Below are 17351 nucleotides of genomic sequence, written 5' to 3'. Positions count from 1 at the left end.
GCCTGGTGCGGTACGGGCGTTCCGGGTTCCCGAAGCCGGTTACGGCAGGAACGTCGTGACCCTGCGGCTGAACCTCCACGTGCCGTCGACCCGGCGCAGCGTGTCGTCGTAGCGGCCGACGAGCTGCACCGCCCAGCCCGACTCACCGCGCTGGAGGAACGCCAGGTTACTGACCGCCGTGGCCTCGTCCCCGGTGAACGAGGTGACGACCGTGTTCGCCGTCAGGTGCAGCTGCGGCTGCGTCGGCGCGAAGGCGGCATAGCCCTCGCGGATGGCGTCCCGGCCCTCGAAGGTGGCGACGCCGGCGATCTCGGCGACCCCGTCGGGGACGAACAGCTCGGCGATGTCGTCGTTGCGGCCCGCGTCCAGCGCCTGCGCGTAGGCGGCCACCGCGGCCTCCACGCCGGCCGCGACCGACGCCCCGGCGTCGGCAGAAGTCGTACTCATCTCACTCCAAGGTTGAAGGGGGTGGTGCGGTCCGTGCCCGCGGTCCTCAGACCTGGTACGTCGTCTTCCTGCGCGTCAGCAGCCAGGTGCCGTCCACCCGGCGCAGACTGTCGTCGTAGTGCCCGACGACCTGCACCGCCCAGCCCGTCTCGCCGCGCTGGAGGAAGGCCACGTCGCTCGTCGCCGTCGCCTCGTCCTCGCCGGACGGCGTGACGACCGTGTTGGTCACCAGGTGCAGCTGCGGCTTGGCCGGGGCCCACTCCTTGAAGGCGGCACGCAGCGCGTCGTGTCCCTGGAGGGGGTCCGTGCCCGGTAGCTCCAGGACCCCGTCGGGTGTGTACAGCGCGACGACGTCGTCGGTGCGGCCGGCGTCCTGGGCCTGCGTGTGCGCCCCGATCACGGCGCGCACGCCCGCCACGACCCACGCCTGTGTGGATTCGCTCATTGCCTCTCCAAGGGATAGACGTTTCGACCAGTCAGTCTATTACTCGCGTGCGGGCGACAAGAACCCCTCGGATACAAGTAATTCCGCTTGTTGACCGATCGGTACATTGCAAATAGCATGCGGGTGACCGTCGACGGGGACTGTCACTTGAGGAGGGCGTTATCGTGACGAAGCGTTGGAAGCAGCGGCCGCCGGGTTCGACGTGGGGCGAGTTCGGTGAGGACGACGAGCTGGGCCGGATCAACCTGATGACGCCCGAGAAGGTCCTTCAGGGCGTGCGGGAGGTCGAGCACGGGATCGCGTTCAGTCTGAGCCTGCCGCTCGACTATCCGGGCGGTTCCTCCCTGAACCAGCGCCGGTACCCGCCGATCCTGCGGCCCACCGAGGACCTCCAGCACCAGCAGGACGTCTTCTACAACATCCGGGCGAGTCAGCACTTCTCGCCGGACCTGATCGACGTGTGGTCCGACGACGTGGTGACCCTCTGGCTGCAGTACTCGACCCAGTGGGACGCCCTCGCGCACCAGGGCGCCGAGTTCGACGCGGACGGCGACGGGGTCGCCGAGCCGGTGTACTACAACGGCTTCCGGCCCGGCACCGACATCGTCGGGCCCGCGGAGGACGCCAAGGGCGACGGCAGCGGAAGCATCGGCTTCGCGCGCCACCTGGGCCTGGAGCACATGGCGGAGCACGGCGTCCAGGGCCGGGGCGTCCTGATCGACCTCGCCCATCACCTGGGCACCGGCCACCAGCCGGTCAACCTCGCGAAGCTCAAGGAGATCATGGCGGCGGACAACGTCGTCGTGGAGCCCGGGGACATCCTCCTGCTGCACACGGGCTTCGCCACCCAGCTTCTGGCCTGGGGGAAGAACCCCGACCCCGTGGCCATCCACCAGACCGCCTCCTACCTCGACGCGGACGACCCGGCGCTGCTCGACTGGATCGCCGAGTCGCGGATAGCGGGGCTGGTGGCCGACAACTACGCGGTCGAGGGCGTCGGCGTCACTCAGGCCCAGGGTCCGCACACCCTGCTCCCCATCCACCACCTGTGCCTGTTCAAGCTCGGCGTCCCGCTGGGCGAGCTCTGGTATCTGCACGACCTCGCGGCCTGGCTGCGCGAGCACGACCGAAGCCGCTTCCTGCTCACCGCGCCGCCGCTCAACCTCCCGGGCACACAGGGCAGCCCCCTCACGCCGGTCGCGACCGTCTGAGACACGGGCGGGACCGGTTCCGCCGGCGGCCCACGCCTTGTCCTGCCGGCATGGCCGGGCCGACGGCGGACCGCAAGGGGATGCCCCAGGACTTCGGTCCTGGGGCATCCCCTTGCCCTGTGGCCACGCAGTGGGCGCGCCCTCCCGGACGCGCCCACGCCTTCCCGTCGTCCGGCCCCTCATCCGGCCGGCGGTTCGTTCACACCGCCGCGATCCGCCGCAGTGTCTCGGCGATGGTGTCGCTCGAGGGCAGCCACAGCCGTTCCAGCGAAGGGGCGTAGGGAGCGGGCATCGCCGGCGGCGCCACCCGGGTGACGGGCGCGTCCAGATGCCAGAACCCCTCGTCGACGGCGAGGGCGGCCAACTCGGCGCCCACGCCGAAGTCCCGTACCGCCTCGTGCGCGATGACCAGGCGGTTGGTCTTGGCGAGGGAGGCGAGAACGGTCTCCCGGTCCAGCGGGGCGATCGTGCGCAGGTCGATCACCTCCACGCTCACGCCCTCCGCGGCGAGCAGCTCCGCGGCGGCCAGCGCGTCCTGGACCATCCGCGACCAGGAGACGAGCGTGATGTCGGTGCCTTCGCGGACCACTTTCGCCTTGCCCAGCGGGATCATGTGGTCCACCGGCGGCTTCGGGCCCTTGAAGCCGTACTGGAGCCGGTTCTCCACGAAGACGACCGGGTTGGGGTCCTGGATGGCGGCGCGCAGCAGGCCGTAGGTGTCGGCCGGGTTGGACGGCATCACCACGGTCAGCCCGGGGATGTGGGCGAGCAGCGCCTCCAGGCTCTGCGAGTGCTGGCTGCCGGAAGAGCGGCCCGCGCCGAACTGGGTGCGCACCACCAGGGGCATGGAGGCCCGGCCGCCGGTCATGAAGCGCAGCTTGGCGGCCTGGTTGAGCAGCATGTCCAGGCAGACGCCGATGAAGTCCATGTACATGATCTCGACGACCGGCTTCATCCCCGCCATCGCCGCCCCGACCGCCGTCCCCAGGATCGCGCTCTCGCTGATCGGGGTGTCCCGCACCCGCCCCGGGAAGGCCTGCGCCAGCCCCCGGGTGAGCCCGAAGACGTTGCCGCCCGCGCCGACGTCGATGCCGGCGACGAACACGGTGGGATCGGCGGTGAGTTCGTGCTCCAGCGCGAGCCGTACGGCGTCCATGGAGCGGAAGATCTCACCGTCGGCCGGTGCGGGCTCGGGTACGGCGGGACGCGGCGCCGAGACGAAGTCGTACAGGCTCTCCGGGGCCGGCTCGGGCAGGCTCCTGGCCCACTGCATCGCCGCCTCGATCTCCTTGTCGATCTCCTCGTCGACCGCGTCGGCCTGGGCGGCCGCGACTCCCGCCGACGCCAGGTGCCGGCGGGCCACCAGGAGGGGGTCGCGCTCCTTGGCGGCGGCCACCTCCTCGGGACTGCGGTAGCGCTCCGGGTCACCCTCGTAGTGGCCGTGCCAGCGGTACGTCTCCGCCTCCACCAGGACCGGACCGCCACCCGCCCGCAACCGCCCGACCACGTCGGTCATCAACCCGGCCACCGCGAGGACGTCGTTGCCGTCGACATGCGCGTAACCGATGCCGTAACCCGCCGCGCGGGCGGACAGCGGGGCCCGGTGCTGTTCGGCGGCGGGCGAGAACTCGGAGTAGTGGTTGTTCTCGCACAGGAAGACGACCGGCAGGTCCCATACGGCCGCCAGGTTGACGGCCTCGTGGAACATGCCCTGCGCGACGGCGCCGTCCCCGAAGAACGCCACCACCACGTCTCCCGCGGCCCGCAGCTTGGCCGCGGTGGCGACGCCCGTGGCGATCGGGAGGCCGGCCCCGACGATCCCGTTGGCGCCGTAGATGCCGAGACCGGGGTCGGCGATGTGCATCGAACCGCCGCGGCCGTGGCACGTCCCCGCCTCCTTGCCCATCAACTCGGCCATCATGGAAGCCGAGTCCAGCCCCTTGGCCAGGACGTGCCCATGGCCACGGTGGGTGGAGGTGATGCCGTCCCGCGCGCCGAGCGGCCAGCAGGCGCCCACGGCGCTGGCCTCCTGACCGATCGACAGATGCAGGAAGCCGGGAATCTCCGTCGCCTTGTACAGCTCGGACGCCCGTTCCTCGAATCGCCGGATACGGCGCATCCGGCGGTACATCTCCAGGAGCTGATCCGCATGCGCGGATCCGGTGATGATGTGCTGCGGTGCCTCAGTCGTCATGCGCGTCCTCGCAATGCTCGCCGGGCGGCACAAGGCCGCACCGTCTGAGTCCTACTTTTAATGTACCGTCTGGTCTAGCAAACTGCTTCATGCGCAAGAGAAACGATGTCCCGGGCCCGCTTCCCCCCGGATGGGCCCGACGCCGTCCGGATGCGGGGCACGGGACATGTCGTGCCGAAACGTCGACATATCAGGCGGGGAGAGCAGCAATGCCCAGACCACCGGGCCACGGGCCGGGCTTCGAGGCCAGACGCCAGAAGATCATCGACACGGCCGCCGAGTTGTTCGCCCGGCAGGGCTACGCGGGGACCTCCGTCAACGACCTGGGCCGGGCGGTCGGGCTCGCCAAGGGAGCGCTGTACTACTACATCGACTCCAAGGAGAACCTGCTGATCGAGATCCAGTCCCGGGTGATGGCCCCACTGCTGTCCCGGGCCCGGCAGATCGCCGACCTCGACGCGGATCCCCTGCTGCGGCTGCGCCTGCTGTCCGAATCGCTGCTGACCATCATCTTCCGCAGGCTCGACCACATCTGGGTCTACGAGCACGACTACCGCAGCCTCACCGGCGACCACCTCCGGACCCTGCTCGGCCAGCGCGCCGAGTTCGAGCGGTTGGTCAGGGGACTGCTCACGGAGGCCATGAAGCGGGGCGGATTCCGTGCGGTCGACCCGCACGTGGCCACCCTGCAGTTCCTGAACCTGCACAATCACACCTACCAGTGGGTGAAGCCGGGCGGCCGCTGGGACGCCGCGTATCTGTCGCGCGAGTTCTGCGACACCCTGCTGCGCGGGTTCGGCGCGCCCGAGGCCGCCCTGCCCGCCGTGGAGGAGGGGGCGGAGGCGTTCAAGCGCGACCGTCCCGATCTGCCGCTCGACCCCGAAGCCGCGTGGCGATCCGCCGCCCTGGCGAGTTGAGCCCCGGGACCCGCGGCACACGCCGCGGGCCCTTCGGCTCTCACGCCCGCTTCACCAGCGCCCTGGCGATGACGTCGCGCTGGATCTCGTTCGTGCCCTCGCCGATCTCCAGGATCTTGGCGTCGGCGTAGAACCGCGAGATCTCCGACTCCCGGATGTACCCATAGCCGCCGTGGATCTGCACCGCCTGGGAGGCGGCCCGGTTGGCGACCTCGGAGGCGTACAGCTTCGCCATGGCGGCCTCCGTGCTGTGCGGGCGCCCCTGGTCGGCGAGCCAGGCGGCCCGGTAGACCATCCACCGGGCGGCCTCGAACTCCGTGCCGATGTCGGCGATCTTGTGTGCCACCGCCTGGAACTCCGACAGCGGACGGCCGAACTGGTGCCGCTCCGTGGCGTGTTTGACGGCCAGGGCGAGCGCCGCCTTGGCCAGCGACAGCCCCAGGGCGGCGACGCTGATCCGCCCCTTGTCGAGGACGGAGAGGAACTGGCGCAGCCCGTTGCCCTCCTCGCCGATGAGATGGTCGTCGGAGATCCAGCAGTCCTCGAAGACCAGTTCCCGCGTATCCATGGCATGCCAGCCGAGCTTCTTCAGCTTGGCCCCGCACGTGTAACCGGGCGTGCCGGTCGGCACGTAGAACGTGGCGAACCTCTTCCGCCCGTCCTCGCCCTTGCCGGTCGTCGCCAGCAGCGTGACGCCCTGGCTGATGTCGGTGCCGGCGTTGGTGATGAACATCTTGGTGCCGTTGATCACCCACCCGCCGTCCGCGCGACGGGCGGTGGTGGTGATGCCGGCGGCGTCGGAACCGGCTCCGGGCTCGGTCAGCCCGAACGCGCCGATCGCCTCGCCGCGGGCCAGCGGGGCCAGCCAGCGATGCTTCTGCTCCTCGGTGCCGTAGGCCAGCAGCGGAAGCGTGGCGATGGTGGAGTGCGCGTTCCACGAGGAGGCCACCGACTGGTCCGCGGCGCCGAGTTCCTCCATGACGGCGACGTAGGAGACGGTGTCGGAGCCGGCGCCGCCGTACTCCTCGGGCACGAGCATGCCCATCAGGCCGAGTTCACCGAGCTTGGTGAAGACGTGCGTCGGGAACTGCTCGTTCTCCGACCACTCGGCCGCGTTGGGGGTGATCTCCTTGGCCGCGAACTCCCGGACCATGTCCTGAAGGTCCCGCGTCTCCTCCGGCAGGTCGAAATCCATGTCACAGTCCCTTCGGGGTCAGCAGCACCTTCAGGTGCTTGGCGCGGTCGGCGGCCAGGTCCGCGAAGACACCAGCACCTTCCGAGAGCGAGAAACGCCCGGTGATCAGGGGCGAGGCGTCCAGACGCCCGGTGCTCATCAGGTCGATCACCCGGGCGATGTCGAAGTTGTAGCCGAGGGTGCCGAGCACGGACCGCTCGTAGAAGACGAGTTGCCCCATGTCGAACTCGACGCTGCCGTGCCCGACCCCGGCCAGCACGACCCGTCCGCCGCGCCGGACGGTGGAGACGGCCTGTGCGGCGAGCGCGGGCACTCCGGTGGCGTCGATGACGACGTCGGGGCCGATGCGGCCGGTCCGCAGGAACACCGCACGGCGTACGTCGGTCTCGCGCGGGTCGAAGGCCTCCGTGACACCGAGTCCGAGGAGCTTCTCCCGGCGTTCCTTCAGGGGTTCGCTCACATAGAGCCCGGCGGCGCCCGCGAGCCGGGCCGCGAGGACGACGGCGAAGCCGATGGGACCGCCGCCGACGACCAGGACGTTGTCGCCCGGCCGGACGCCGGCCCGGGTGACGGCGTGCAGGCCGACCGCGAGCGGTTCGGCGACGGCCGCCATCTCGTCGCTCACGTTGTCGGGAAGCCGGGTGAGCCCCGCGAGCGGGACGGTGACGCGGTCGGCGAAGCCACCGGGGGAGGCGAGGCCCACCGAGCCGCTCTTGGGGCAGATGTGGTACTCGCCCCGCACACACCAGTAGCAGACTCCGCACCGCCAGACGGGGTCCGCGGTCACCCGGTCGCCCACCGCCACACCCGGCACCGCAGTGCCCAACGCGACGACGGTGCCGCTCAGTTCGTGGCCGAGGGCGAGCGGCGGGCTGGCACCGGTGAGCGGGTGCGGACCGTTGCGGATCATGTGCGGCCCTTCGAGGAACTCGTGCAGATCCGTGCCGCACACTCCACACCAGGACACCTCCACCACGGCCTCGTCGGGCCGCGGTTCAGGCGGGTCCGGTACTTCCTCCAGCCGCAGATCGCGTGCGCCGTGCCAGCGCAGTGCCTTCATGTTCTCCACCCTTTCGTGTCGTACACACCCCCCTGCGGCGGGCCTAGCTGTCGCGCGCGGGCCCTTCGAAGCGGGCCTGGCCGGGGCCGTGTTCCAGGAAGGACTGGATGCCGGTGGCGGCGTCCGCGGTGCCGAAGACCCCCGTGAACAGGGCTCGTTCCAGGGCGAGCCCGGCGGACAGGCCGGCATCGGCGCCGTGGTCCACGGCCTCCTTGATCGCTTCCAGGGCCGCGGCCGGCCCCGCGGCGAGCCGCTGGGCGTAGCGCAGGGCGGTGCCGTGCACTTCGCCCGCCGGGACGACCTCGTCCACCAGCCCGAGTCGCAGCGCCTCGTCGGCGCTCACCCGGCGGCCGGTCATCAGCAGGTTCTTGGCCCGCGACGGGCCGATCAGCCGGGTCAGCCGCTGGGTGCCGCCCGAGCCCGGAATGATGCCGAGCCGCACCTCCGGCTGGCCGAGGAGGGCATCGTCGGCCGCCACTCGGTAGTCGGCGGCGAGCGCCAGTTCGAGGCCGCCGCCGAGCGCGTACCCCGTGATCGCCGCGACGACCGGCACGGGCAGCCGGGCGACCTCGTCGAAGGTCCGCTGGAGCGCCCGGTTCCAGCCCCTGACCTCCTCGGGACCCATCACGGCCAGCGCCTTCACATCCGCTCCGGCGGCGAACAGCCGCTCACCGCCGTACAGCACCACGGCGCGCACCTCACGGGAGTCGGCGAGCCGGCGCACCAGGGCGGCCAGTTCCTCCCGCTGTGCGGTGTCGAAGGCGTTCATCGGCGGATGGTCGAGACGGACCGTGGCGACGGACCCGTCGGTGTCGAGGCGGACACGTGGTGGCACAGGGGGCCTCCTCGTCGGCGGAAGCCGCACGTATCGCGGCTGCGGGGATGGTTGTCGATGCGTACGCGCCGTCGTACAGTTCGGCACACAGGTTTTATAGACCAAGAGGTACACTAAATCTTGTGAGCGGGCAACCGACCGGTCGGAATCCGCCGTTCCCCATGAGTCGTGGCGGGCCGCATTCGCCACCCGGAAACAGAGCGAGAGAGCCGTGCACAATTTCTCGAGCATCCTCGATTACCACTTGGCCCAGCGGCCGGACGCCGTGGCCGTGACCCAGGAGGACTCCCGGCTGACGGTGCGCCGCCTCCATGAGCGGGTCAACCAACTGGCCGCCAGCTTGACGGAACTGGGCGTCGGGCGCGGGGACGTCGTGGCTCTGCTGCTCTACAACAGGCCGGAGTTCCTGGAACTGGTCTACGCCGCCAACCGCGTCGGGGCGGTCTTCCTGCCGCTGAACTACCGTCTGTCCGAAGAGGAATGGGCGTACATCCTGGGCCACGCGCAGGCGAAGGTAATCGTCACCGAGCCGGAGTTCGTCCGCCCCGCCGACCGCATCGCCGGTGAGCTGGCCGACCTGGAGCACCGGATCCTGGTGGACGGCGGACCCTCGCCCGAGTGGACCGGCTACGAGACGCTGCTCGGCCGGCACCAGGGGGCGCGCATCGCCCCCGTGGACGTCGAGCCGCACGACCTGCAACGACTGATGTACACCTCCGGCACCACCTCGCGGCCCAAAGGCGTGCGCATCACCTACGGAAACCTGCAGGCCAAGAACCTCGCCCACATCGTCCACTTCGGTCTGACCGCGCAGGACACCACGCTCGTGGCGGGCCCGCTCTACCACGTCGGCGGCCTGGACATGCCGGCCCTCGGAGTCCTCCATGCCGGCGGCGGCGTGGTCCTGCAGCGGAAGTTCGACCCGGAGGGCGTCCTGCGCGCGATCCAGGAGCACCGCGTCACCAACGCCTGGCTGGCCCCCGCCATGGTCAACGCCGTCCTGGAGGTCCCGGACCGCGAGTCCTACGACACCACCTCGATGCGCTTCATCCTCGGTGGCGGCGAGAAGACGCCCGAGCCGGTGCTGCGGCGCATCATGACCGCCTTCCCCAACGCCTGGTACGCCGACGCCTACGGCCTCACCGAGACCGTCTCCGGCGACACCTTCCTCGACCGCGAGCACGCGCTGTCCAAGCTCGGCTCGGTCGGCCGACCCGTGCCGCACACGCGGGTGCGGATCGTCGACGACACCGGCGGGGAGGTCGCGGCGGGCGAACTGGGCGAGATCACGCTGCGCGGCCCGAAGGTCTTCGCGGGCTACTGGCGCGACGAGAAGGCCACCGCCGCGGCGCTGCGGGACGGCTGGTTCCACACCGGGGACATCGGGCACGTCGACGAGGACGGCTTCCTCTACATCGACGACCGCAAGAAGGACATGATCGTCTCGGGCGGGGAGAACATCGCCACGCCCGAGGTGGAGCGTGTGCTGTACGAGCACCCGGCCGTCCTGGAGGCCGCCGTGGTCGGCCTGACCCATCCCCGCTGGGGCGAGGTCCCCCGCGCCTTCGTGGTCTTCCGGCCCGGAGGGAACGCTGGGGCGGACGAGCTGCGGGAGTTCTGCCGGGAGCGCCTGGCCAAGTTCAAGGTACCGGCCCGCTTCGACATCGTCGACGAACTTCCCCGTACCCCTTCGGGCAAGGTCCTCAAGCGGACCCTGCGCGACATCCCCGCGGAGGGCTGAACCATGGCCGACGTCAACACCGATCTGCGTCTCGACGGCAGGACCGCCTGGGTGACCGGCGCGGGCAAGGGCCTCGGCCGGGCGATCGCGGTCGCCGTGTCCCAGGCCGGGGCGGACGTGGCGGTGACCGCCCGCACGACCGCCGACCTGGAGACTCTGGAGGCCGAACTCGCCTCGTACGGCGGCAAGGTGCTGGTGCTGCCGGGTTCCATCGCCGACCCGGACGCGGTCCGCACGACGGTCGGGCGGATCACCGGTGCGACGGGGCGACTGGACGCCGTCGTCAACTGCGCCGGGGTCAGCCCGCACTTCACCCGCAGCGAGTACGTCACCGACGAGGACTGGCGGCGGGTGCTCGACATCAACCTCCAGGGCACCTTCTACTGCTGCCGGGAGGCCGGCAAGGTCATGCTGGAGCAGGGGTCCGGCTCGATCGTCAACGTGTCGTCGGTGCACGCCAGCACCGGCTTCGAGCGGATCGCCGCGTACGCCGCCAGCAAGGGGGGCGTCGAGGCGCTCACCAAGGCGCTCGCCGTCGAGTGGGCGGACCGGGGCGTGCGCGTCAACGCCCTCGCTCCCGGCTACTTCCGCACGGACCTCAGCTCGGGCCTGCTGGACAGCAAGTGGGGCGAGCGCATCGTGCGGGGCACTCCCCTGGGCCGGGTGGGCAGCGTCGAGGAACTGGGCGGGGCGGCGGTGTTCCTCGCCTCTGACGCCTCCCGGTTCGTCACGGGTACGACGCTCACCGTGGACGGTGGATGGACGGCCTGGTGAGAGCCTCGCGGGTGGCCTGGTGACGCACCCGGACCGAGGAGAGCCGCCCCGGGTCCCACCGGGGCGGCTCTCCTCGGTCCGGCTATCCGACGACGTCCGGCACGTCCCGGCGGTACGACTCCGCCGCGCCGAAGAGGTCCTCGGAGACGGCCCGCACCGCGTTGACCACCAGCGGGGCCACGAGTTCCAGTGAGGAGCGGCCGTCTCCGACCACCGATATCGCCCCGACCGGTCCTTCCGGCCCGCACAGCGCGAGGCCGACGCAGCCGAGGTCGGGGAAACACTCGCCCCGGTCGATCGCCAGTCCGTTGCGGCGGCGCACCAGGCCCAGTTCGCGATGCAGTTGGTCGAGGCGCCCGATGCTGTGGTGGGTACGACGCTCGATCACCTGCGCGTACCGCGCGTCGATCTCCTCAGGGCTCAGCCAGGCGAGCATGGCCTTGCCGAGCCCGGTGCAGTGCGCGATGGCACGGCCCCCGACCTTCGACGGTATGTCCACCGCCGCCCGGCCCCCCACCTTGTCCAGGTAGTAGATGTCCGGCCCGTCGAGCACGGCCAGATGCACGACCATCCTGGTACGCACGGCCAGGTCCAGCAGGTGGGGCGCGGCAGCGGCCCGCAGCGCGCTGTGCCCGATCTCCCGGCCGCCCAGGCCGAGCGCCCGCGTTCCCAGCGTGTATCCGGCCACCGTATGGCGCAGCCAGTCCAGCCGGACCAACTGGTCGAGTATGCGATGCGTGGTCGAGCGCGGCAGGTGTGTCCGGCGGGACACCGTTTCGAGCGTCAGGTGGGTCTGCGGACGGGTGAAAAGGTCCATGATCAGCGTCACGCGCTCCATCATCGACGGAGGCAACGCGGGCCCGTCGACCACGGAGGATGGCGAGCTCAGGCGAAGGGCAGACGTCATCGTCGGTGCCTCTCTGATCAAACTGAAATCAATTCTAGTTCGGCGCCGGCGTCAAGGTATCAATGCCGCGGTCCGCAAAGAAAGAGTCGTGCACCGATTCATTAGAGCGTACGGTCCATTCTTTGGACAACGCAAAAATGTACCGCTCCTCCGGAAGAATCCTTCCGGAGAGCGGTACATCCTGTCGGCGTCAGCCGTGGGTGAGGTCGAGGGCGATGTCCACGATCATGTCCTCCTGCCCGCCGACGAGGCCGCGCCTGCCGACCTCCTCCAGGATGGTGCGGGCGTCGAGGCCGTACTGCTCCGCCGCGGCCTCGGCGTGGCGCAGGAAGCTGGAGTAGGCCCCGGCATAGCCCAGGGTGAGGGTTTCCCGGTCGACGCGCACCGGCCGGTCCTGGAGCGGGCGGACCAGGTCCTCGGCGGCGTCCTGCAGGGCGTACAGGTCGCAGTCGTGCTTCCAGCCGTAGAGGTTGGCAACGGCGACGAACGGCTCGATCGGACAGTTCCCCGCGCCCGCGCCCTGTCCCGCGAGCGAGGCGTCGACCCGGGTCACCCCCTCTTCCACCGCCACCACGGAGTTCGCCACCGAGAGGGAGAGGTTCTCGTGTGCGTGGATGCCGATCTGCGTGTCCGGGTCGAGTACGTCCCGGTAGGCGCGGATGCGCCGGCGCACGCCGTCCATGGTCAGCCGGCCACCGGAGTCGGTGACGTAGACACAGTGCGCGCCGTAGGACTCCATCAGCCTGGCCTGGCCGGCCAGGGTCTCCGGGGACGTCATGTGGCTCATCATCAGGAAGCCCGAGACGTCCATGCCCAGTTCCCGGGCGGTGGAGATGTGCTGGGCCGCGACGTCCGCCTCGGTGCAGTGGGTGGCGATGCGCACCGACCGGACGCCGAGGGCATAGGCCCGCTTGAGTTCGACGATGGTGCCGATGCCCGGCAGGAGGAGGGTGGTGAGGACCGCGCGGTCGATGGCGTCGGCGGCCGCTTCGATCCACTCCCAGTCGGTGTTGCTGCCCGGCCCGTAGTTGAGGCTGCCGCCGGCCAGGCCGTCGCCGTGCGCGACCTCGATCGCGTCCACGCCCGCCCGGTCGAGGGCGGCCGAGATCCGGGACACGAACTCGGGCGTGATCCGGTGCCGGATGGCGTGCATGCCGTCCCGGAGCGTGACGTCCTGCACGTAGAGCCTTCGGGTGGCGGTCACTTGGTCACCTCGGTGGTCAGTCGCCGGGCGATGCGTTCGGCGACGCGCAGGGCCGCCGAGGTCATGATGTCGAGGTTGCCGGCGTAGGCCGGCAGGTAGTGGGCGGCGCCCTCCACTTCCAGGAAGACGGAGACCTTGGTGGTCGGCGTGGAGGCGTCGCCGTCGGCCAGCAGGGTGTGGATCGGATCGCCCGTGGGGACCGGGGTGAACTGGACCTTCTGCTTGAGCCGGTAGCCGGGCACGTACTCGGCCACCGCGGCCACCATCTCCTCGACGGAGGCCCGGATCGCGTCGTGATCCGCTTCGCCGACCAGGCAGTACACCGTGTCCCGCATGATCAGCGGCGGTTCGGCCGGGTTCAGGACGATGATCGCCTTGCCCCGGCGGGCGCCGCCCACCTTCTCGATCGCGCCGGCCGTGGTCTCGGTGAACTCGTCGATGTTGGCCCGGGTCCCCGGTCCGGCCGACTTCGAGGAGATCGAGGCGACGATCTCGGCGTAGGGCACCGGTGTGACACGGCTGACCGCGTGGACGATCGGGATGGTCGCCTGCCCGCCGCAGGTCACCATGTTGAGGTTGTCGACCGCGTCGCCAGCCGCGTCCAGCTGCTCGTCCAGGTTGACCGGTGGCACGACATAGGGTCCGAGGGCCGCCGGGGTGAGGTCGACCAGGCGCTTGCCGTACGGGGCGAGCCGTTTCGCGTTCTCGACGTGAGCCTTCGCCGACGTGGCGTCGAAGACGATCCCGATGTCGTCGAAGCCCTCCATGCGGATCAGGCCGTCCACCCCCTCGTGGGTGGTGGGAACCTTGAGACGGGCGGCGCGCGCCAGCCCGTCCGAGTCGGGGTCGATGCCCACCATCGCGGCCATCTCCAGGGTGTCGGACAGGCGCAACACCTTGATCATCAGGTCGGTGCCGATGTTGCCGGAGCCGATAACGGCCACCTTGGTCTTCGTCATCCGTGTTCCTTGAATTCCTCGGGGGCGGGGGCGGGGCGGGGGTCGGGGGCGGAGTGGGGATCGGGGTCCGTCGGGTTCCTGGGCGAGAAGGTCGCCGTCACCGAGCCGAGGCCCGACATCTCCGCCCGCACGGTGGTGCCCGGCGGTGTCGGGACGAGCGGACCCAGCGCGCCGGAGAGCACGACCTGTCCGGCGCGCAGCGGGTCGCCGAACTCCCGGGCGGTGCGCGCCAGCCACAGCAGCGCGGCGAGCGGATCGCCGAGGCAGGCCGCGCCGTCGCCCTCGGACGCGAGCTCGCCGTCGGCGTACAGCCGCATGGTCACGTCCCGGGGCGTGAACTCCCCCAGTCCGACGGCCTGTCGGCCAAGGACGAACAGGCCGCTGGACGCGTTGTCGGCGACCGTGTCCGTGATCGCGATGTCCCAGTCGGCCACCCGGCTGTCCACGATCTCCAGCGCGGCCACGGCGTGTCCGACCGCCGACCGGACCCGTTCGACGTCGAGGTCGTCGTCGTCCAGATCGGCGGCGAGCACGAACGCGATCTCCGCCTCGACCCTGGGCTGAAGCAGCCGCTCGCTGGGAACGGCCGGCAGCGCGGTGACATCCATGTCGTCCAGCAGGACCCCGAAGTCGGGCCGGTCGACCCCGACCTGTCGCTGCACCGATGCGGACGTCAGCCCGATCTTGCGGCCGACGACCCGTGCCCCGGCGGCGACCCGGTCGCCGATGACCCGCTGCTGAACGGCGTACGCGAGGCTGACGTCCCACGCACCGAGCAGATCACGCACGGGTGCGCACGGCTTCCGGTCGCGGGCCGCGGCCGCGAGTCGCGCGGCCGCCTCGGCCACGGCGGTCGCACGGTCCGCGACGACCTTCGGTTCCCAAACGTCTCTCATTCGCATCCTCAACTCGTGCCTGTCCCCAGCCTGATCGGCTGTCGCGTACGGCAGTGAGGACCGTTCCGCTCAGCGGGACTGGGGAGCGGGCCACGGGCGGTCTCGCTGAGCGAGATGGCCGGACGGCACAGGGGCGATGGCTCGTTACCTTCGGCGGGCGAACCGCTGGACGGCTGATGGCCTTGACGCCGCGGCAGGCGGGACCGTGGGACGCCCCGCCTCTGGTCGCAGTCCCCAACTCCCCACCAGGAACGTGGCATTCATGAGGAGGTCATGGTGAGCATCAACGAGGATGCCTACGATGTGATCGTCGTAGGATCGGGCGGAGGTCTGGTCGGGGCGTACGTGGCGGCGGCGCGTGGCCTGCGCACGCTCGTCGTCGAGAAGACCGACCGGGTGGGCGGCACGATGGCCTACTCCGGCGCGGGGGTGTGGTTTCCCGGCTGCGCCCCGCTGCGGCGGGCCGGCCTCGGCGACGACGTCGACGACGCCCGGGCGTACCTGCGGGACATCGTCGCCGACCCCTCCCGGGAGGCTCTCCAGGACGCGTATCTGGCGGCCGGAGTCGGGCTGATCGACGAGCTGGAGAAGAACCCCTGGTTCCAGTCGTTCGTCCACGGTCCGGTTCCGGACTACTTCACGTCGGCACCGGGAGCCTCGCCCGCCGGGCACACGATCTTCCCGCTGCCCCTCGAACTGGCGGAGCTCAAGGAGAACGCCGGACTCGTCCGCCGCTCGCTTCCCACCGAGCGGTGGGGCTTCGACGAGGGGCCGGTCGTCTCCGGCGGCCGGGCGCTGGCCGGCCGGGCGCTGGCGGCGTTCCTGGAGACGGGCAACGGCACGCTGCGGCTGAACACCGCACTGGAGAACCTGATCGTCGAGGACGGCCGGGTCGTCGGGATCGAGGCCGTCAGCGAGGGTGAACGGGTCCGGATCGGAGCCACGCGGGGGGTGATCCTCGCGGCCGGGGGTTTCGAGCACGATCGCGAGCTCCGTGAGAAGCACCAGCCGCCCCTCACCGGGGAGTGGTCGAACGGGGTCGAGGCCAACACGGGTGACGCCCTGCGGGCGGGCGTCGCCGTGGGCGCGGCCACCGATCTGCTCGACGAGGCCTGGTTCGTGGCGGGGCTCGTCCAGCCGGACGGCTGGCCCGTCTTCCACACGGGCACCCGGGGCGGGATCTGGGTCAACGGCGCGGGCGAACGCTTCGTCAACGAGACACGGCCGTACGACCAGGTCGGGCACGAGATCCTCCGCCTGCACAGCTCCACGGGCGTCAGTCACATCCCGGTCCACTGGATCTTCGACCAGCGTCTGATGGACCGGGACAGCTTCGGCGGCCCGCCCGACGAACCGGTACGCCCCGAGTGGCTGGAGTCGGGCGCGCTGAAGCAGGCCGACACCCTCGAGGAGCTGGCACAGCTGATCGGTGTCCCCTTCGACGCCCTGAGCCGGACCGTGGAGGAGTTCAACGGGTACGCGCGAAGCGGCGTCGACGAGACGTTCCACCGCGGCGAGAGCGTGTGGGACCAGATGTTCCACCACATCGTCCCCTTCGCGGCCGACCCCCGGCAGAACTTCCCGGCGAAGCCCGAGACCGAGTGGCCGAACCCGTTGCTGCTGCCGATCGACACCGCGCCGTACTACGTGGCGACCATCCTCCCGGCCGACATCGGCACCAAGGGCGGACTGAAGACGGACGAGCACGCGCGCGTGCTGCGGCCGGACGGGCAGCCGATCCCCGGGCTCTACGCGAGCGGCAACACCGCGGCCGCGATGTCGGGACGCGTCTACCCGGGTGCGGGGACCCCGATCGGTTCCAGTATCGCCTTCGCCTACCTCGCCGTCCTGGACATCGCCGGGGCGACGGACTGACCTCACGGCGCTGCCCGGGACACCGCAGTTGTCCCGGGCACGGTCACGTTCTCAGGACGCGACGATCAGCCGCGCGGCCAGACGCAGGTCCGCCTCTCCCCGCTCGGCGGAGATCTCCTCGGTCAGCATGGCCACGAACAGGCCCCACCAACCGTAGACGAGCAGCCGCACCCGGCTGCGGGCGTCGGCGCGGTGCCCGAGCAGGCGCAGGATCGTCCGGCCCAGGGCGGTGTCGACGATGTCGATCCGGGCCGGGACGGCGCTCGCGTACTCGTGGAACGACGACAGCGCCACCGCGGAGGCCAGCAGGCGGCTGCCCAGCAGCTTCCAGGTCAGCGCGATGAGCGTCTCGGCCACCTCGTTCGCGGGATCCGCCGTGCCGTCGGCGCCTGCCGGACGACCGTCGCGGCCCCCGAGGAACTGCTCGATGTGCCACTCGAGGACCGCGAGGAACAGGTAGGGCTTGGACGGGAAGTAGCGGTACAGCGTGGCGATCGCGACGCCGGCCTCCCTGGCGACGTCGTGCATCTGCACGCTCGCCAGCCCCTCACGCGCGCCGAGTTCGGAGGCGGAGCGCAGGATGCGGACCCGACGGGCGCTCTGGCGGCTCGACGTCGGAGCAGCGGGCTGCCGTATCTCCGCGGGTCTCGCCACGTCGTCACCTCCGAGTCGTCGGCCGTGCCCGCCGTCA

16 protein-coding genes are annotated in these 17351 nt (G+C 70.8%); 5 read left to right on the top strand and 11 right to left on the bottom strand.

The features are described 5' to 3' along the window. Positions 1-39 precede the first annotated feature (39 nt). Both OHU34_RS45890 and OHU34_RS45885 read right to left on the bottom strand, forming a co-directional pair. Positions 40-447, bottom strand: a complete 408-nt coding sequence (locus tag OHU34_RS45890) for a nuclear transport factor 2 family protein (RefSeq protein ID WP_142270230.1) — start codon at positions 445-447, stop codon at positions 40-42. Positions 448-493: 46 nt separating this feature from the next. Then, positions 494-892, bottom strand: coding sequence for a nuclear transport factor 2 family protein (locus tag OHU34_RS45885; RefSeq protein ID WP_142270229.1), 399 nt, complete (start codon positions 890-892; stop codon positions 494-496). Between the two features lie 164 nt (positions 893-1056). Here OHU34_RS45885 and OHU34_RS45880 point away from each other — a divergent pair, with 164 nt between their 5' ends. Further along, entirely contained in the window at positions 1057-2103 is a 1047-nt protein-coding gene (locus OHU34_RS45880; RefSeq protein ID WP_142270228.1) for a cyclase family protein, read from the top strand. Between the two features lie 199 nt (positions 2104-2302). Here the strand turns inward: OHU34_RS45880 and OHU34_RS45875 are convergent, their stop codons facing one another. Then, entirely contained in the window at positions 2303-4297 is a 1995-nt protein-coding gene (locus OHU34_RS45875) for a pyruvate dehydrogenase complex E1 component subunit beta (RefSeq protein WP_142270227.1), read from the bottom strand. Positions 4298-4506: 209 nt separating this feature from the next. Here OHU34_RS45875 and OHU34_RS45870 point away from each other — a divergent pair, with 209 nt between their 5' ends. Beyond that, the gene (locus OHU34_RS45870) at positions 4507-5214 is read left to right on the top strand and encodes a TetR/AcrR family transcriptional regulator (protein WP_142270226.1); all 708 of its coding nucleotides are present in this window, start codon (positions 4507-4509) and stop codon (positions 5212-5214) included. A gap of 40 nt (positions 5215-5254) precedes the next feature. On the opposite strand, the gene OHU34_RS45865 is transcribed toward OHU34_RS45870, so the two are convergent. Genes OHU34_RS45865 through OHU34_RS45855 form a run of 3 tightly spaced genes read right to left on the bottom strand, consistent with a single transcriptional unit; the run spans position 5255 to position 8238 of the window. Beyond that, positions 5255-6409 (bottom strand): acyl-CoA dehydrogenase family protein, encoded by a 1155-nt coding sequence (locus tag OHU34_RS45865; protein WP_142270225.1) that lies wholly within the window; start codon positions 6407-6409, stop codon positions 5255-5257. Between the two features lies 1 nt (position 6410). Then, positions 6411-7469, bottom strand: coding sequence for an alcohol dehydrogenase catalytic domain-containing protein (locus OHU34_RS45860; protein ID WP_142270224.1), 1059 nt, complete (start codon positions 7467-7469; stop codon positions 6411-6413). 43 nt (positions 7470-7512) lie between these two features. Next, positions 7513-8238, bottom strand: coding sequence for an enoyl-CoA hydratase/isomerase family protein (locus OHU34_RS45855; RefSeq protein WP_200840114.1), 726 nt, complete (start codon positions 8236-8238; stop codon positions 7513-7515). Between the two features lie 277 nt (positions 8239-8515). On the opposite strand from OHU34_RS45855, the gene OHU34_RS45850 reads away from it, so the two are divergent. Both OHU34_RS45850 and OHU34_RS45845 read left to right on the top strand, forming a co-directional pair. Next, positions 8516-10045 (top strand): long-chain fatty acid--CoA ligase, encoded by a 1530-nt coding sequence (locus tag OHU34_RS45850; RefSeq protein ID WP_142270222.1) that lies wholly within the window; start codon positions 8516-8518, stop codon positions 10043-10045. A 3-nt stretch (positions 10046-10048) separates the two neighbouring features. Beyond that, positions 10049-10819, top strand: a complete 771-nt coding sequence (locus OHU34_RS45845) for an SDR family NAD(P)-dependent oxidoreductase (protein WP_142270221.1) — start codon at positions 10049-10051, stop codon at positions 10817-10819. Positions 10820-10901: 82 nt separating this feature from the next. Here the strand turns inward: OHU34_RS45845 and OHU34_RS45840 are convergent, their stop codons facing one another. From OHU34_RS45840 to OHU34_RS45825, 4 genes are all read right to left on the bottom strand, one after another. After that, a complete protein-coding gene (locus OHU34_RS45840) occupies positions 10902-11660 on the bottom strand; it encodes an IclR family transcriptional regulator (RefSeq protein WP_142270220.1) in 759 nt (252 codons plus the stop codon). Positions 11661-11916: 256 nt separating this feature from the next. Next, positions 11917-12930 carry a 4-hydroxy-2-oxovalerate aldolase gene (gene dmpG / locus OHU34_RS45835; protein ID WP_142270219.1) on the bottom strand — a complete coding sequence of 338 codons (1014 nt, stop codon included), beginning with the start codon at positions 12928-12930 and terminating at the stop codon, positions 11917-11919. Beyond that, a complete protein-coding gene (locus tag OHU34_RS45830) occupies positions 12927-13889 on the bottom strand; it encodes an acetaldehyde dehydrogenase (acetylating) (RefSeq protein WP_142270218.1) in 963 nt (320 codons plus the stop codon). The genes dmpG and OHU34_RS45830 overlap by 4 nt, the downstream gene beginning before the upstream one ends. Beyond that, on the bottom strand, positions 13886-14785 hold the full coding sequence (locus tag OHU34_RS45825; RefSeq protein WP_235034780.1) for a 2-keto-4-pentenoate hydratase: 900 nt from the start codon (positions 14783-14785) through the stop codon (positions 13886-13888). Before OHU34_RS45825 ends, OHU34_RS45830 begins: the two co-directional genes overlap by 4 nt. A gap of 273 nt (positions 14786-15058) precedes the next feature. On the opposite strand from OHU34_RS45825, the gene OHU34_RS45820 reads away from it, so the two are divergent. After that, positions 15059-16660 (top strand): FAD-binding protein, encoded by a 1602-nt coding sequence (locus tag OHU34_RS45820; protein WP_200840105.1) that lies wholly within the window; start codon positions 15059-15061, stop codon positions 16658-16660. 51 nt (positions 16661-16711) lie between these two features. On the opposite strand, the gene OHU34_RS45815 is transcribed toward OHU34_RS45820, so the two are convergent. After that, positions 16712-17314, bottom strand: coding sequence for a TetR/AcrR family transcriptional regulator (locus OHU34_RS45815; RefSeq protein ID WP_235034779.1), 603 nt, complete (start codon positions 17312-17314; stop codon positions 16712-16714). Positions 17315-17351 lie beyond the last annotated feature (37 nt).

It is taken from the genome of Streptomyces sp. NBC_00080 (assembly GCF_045041255.1).
Lineage (GTDB): Bacteria > Actinomycetota > Actinomycetes > Streptomycetales > Streptomycetaceae > Streptomyces > Streptomyces coriariae.
This window is presented reverse-complemented; position numbering and strand designations above follow the sequence as displayed.

Coding starts and splice junctions, on each gene's coding strand:
- OHU34_RS45890 (WP_142270230.1), bottom strand. CDS start 447: ATGAGTACGACTTCTGCCGACGCCGGGGCGTCGGTCGCGGCCGGCGTG.
- OHU34_RS45885 (WP_142270229.1), bottom strand. CDS start 892: ATGAGCGAATCCACACAGGCGTGGGTCGTGGCGGGCGTGCGCGCCGTG.
- OHU34_RS45875 (WP_142270227.1), bottom strand. CDS start 4,297: ATGACGACTGAGGCACCGCAGCACATCATCACCGGATCCGCGCATGCG.
- OHU34_RS45870 (WP_142270226.1), top strand. CDS start 4,507: ATGCCCAGACCACCGGGCCACGGGCCGGGCTTCGAGGCCAGACGCCAG.
- OHU34_RS45865 (WP_142270225.1), bottom strand. CDS start 6,409: ATGGATTTCGACCTGCCGGAGGAGACGCGGGACCTTCAGGACATGGTC.
- OHU34_RS45860 (WP_142270224.1), bottom strand. CDS start 7,469: ATGAAGGCACTGCGCTGGCACGGCGCACGCGATCTGCGGCTGGAGGAA.
- OHU34_RS45855 (WP_200840114.1), bottom strand. CDS start 8,238: ATGAACGCCTTCGACACCGCACAGCGGGAGGAACTGGCCGCCCTGGTG.
- OHU34_RS45845 (WP_142270221.1), top strand. CDS start 10,049: ATGGCCGACGTCAACACCGATCTGCGTCTCGACGGCAGGACCGCCTGG.
- OHU34_RS45840 (WP_142270220.1), bottom strand. CDS start 11,660: ATGATGGAGCGCGTGACGCTGATCATGGACCTTTTCACCCGTCCGCAG.
- OHU34_RS45830 (WP_142270218.1), bottom strand. CDS start 13,889: ATGACGAAGACCAAGGTGGCCGTTATCGGCTCCGGCAACATCGGCACC.
- OHU34_RS45825 (WP_235034780.1), bottom strand. CDS start 14,785: ATGAGAGACGTTTGGGAACCGAAGGTCGTCGCGGACCGTGCGACCGCC.
- OHU34_RS45820 (WP_200840105.1), top strand. CDS start 15,059: ATGGTGAGCATCAACGAGGATGCCTACGATGTGATCGTCGTAGGATCG.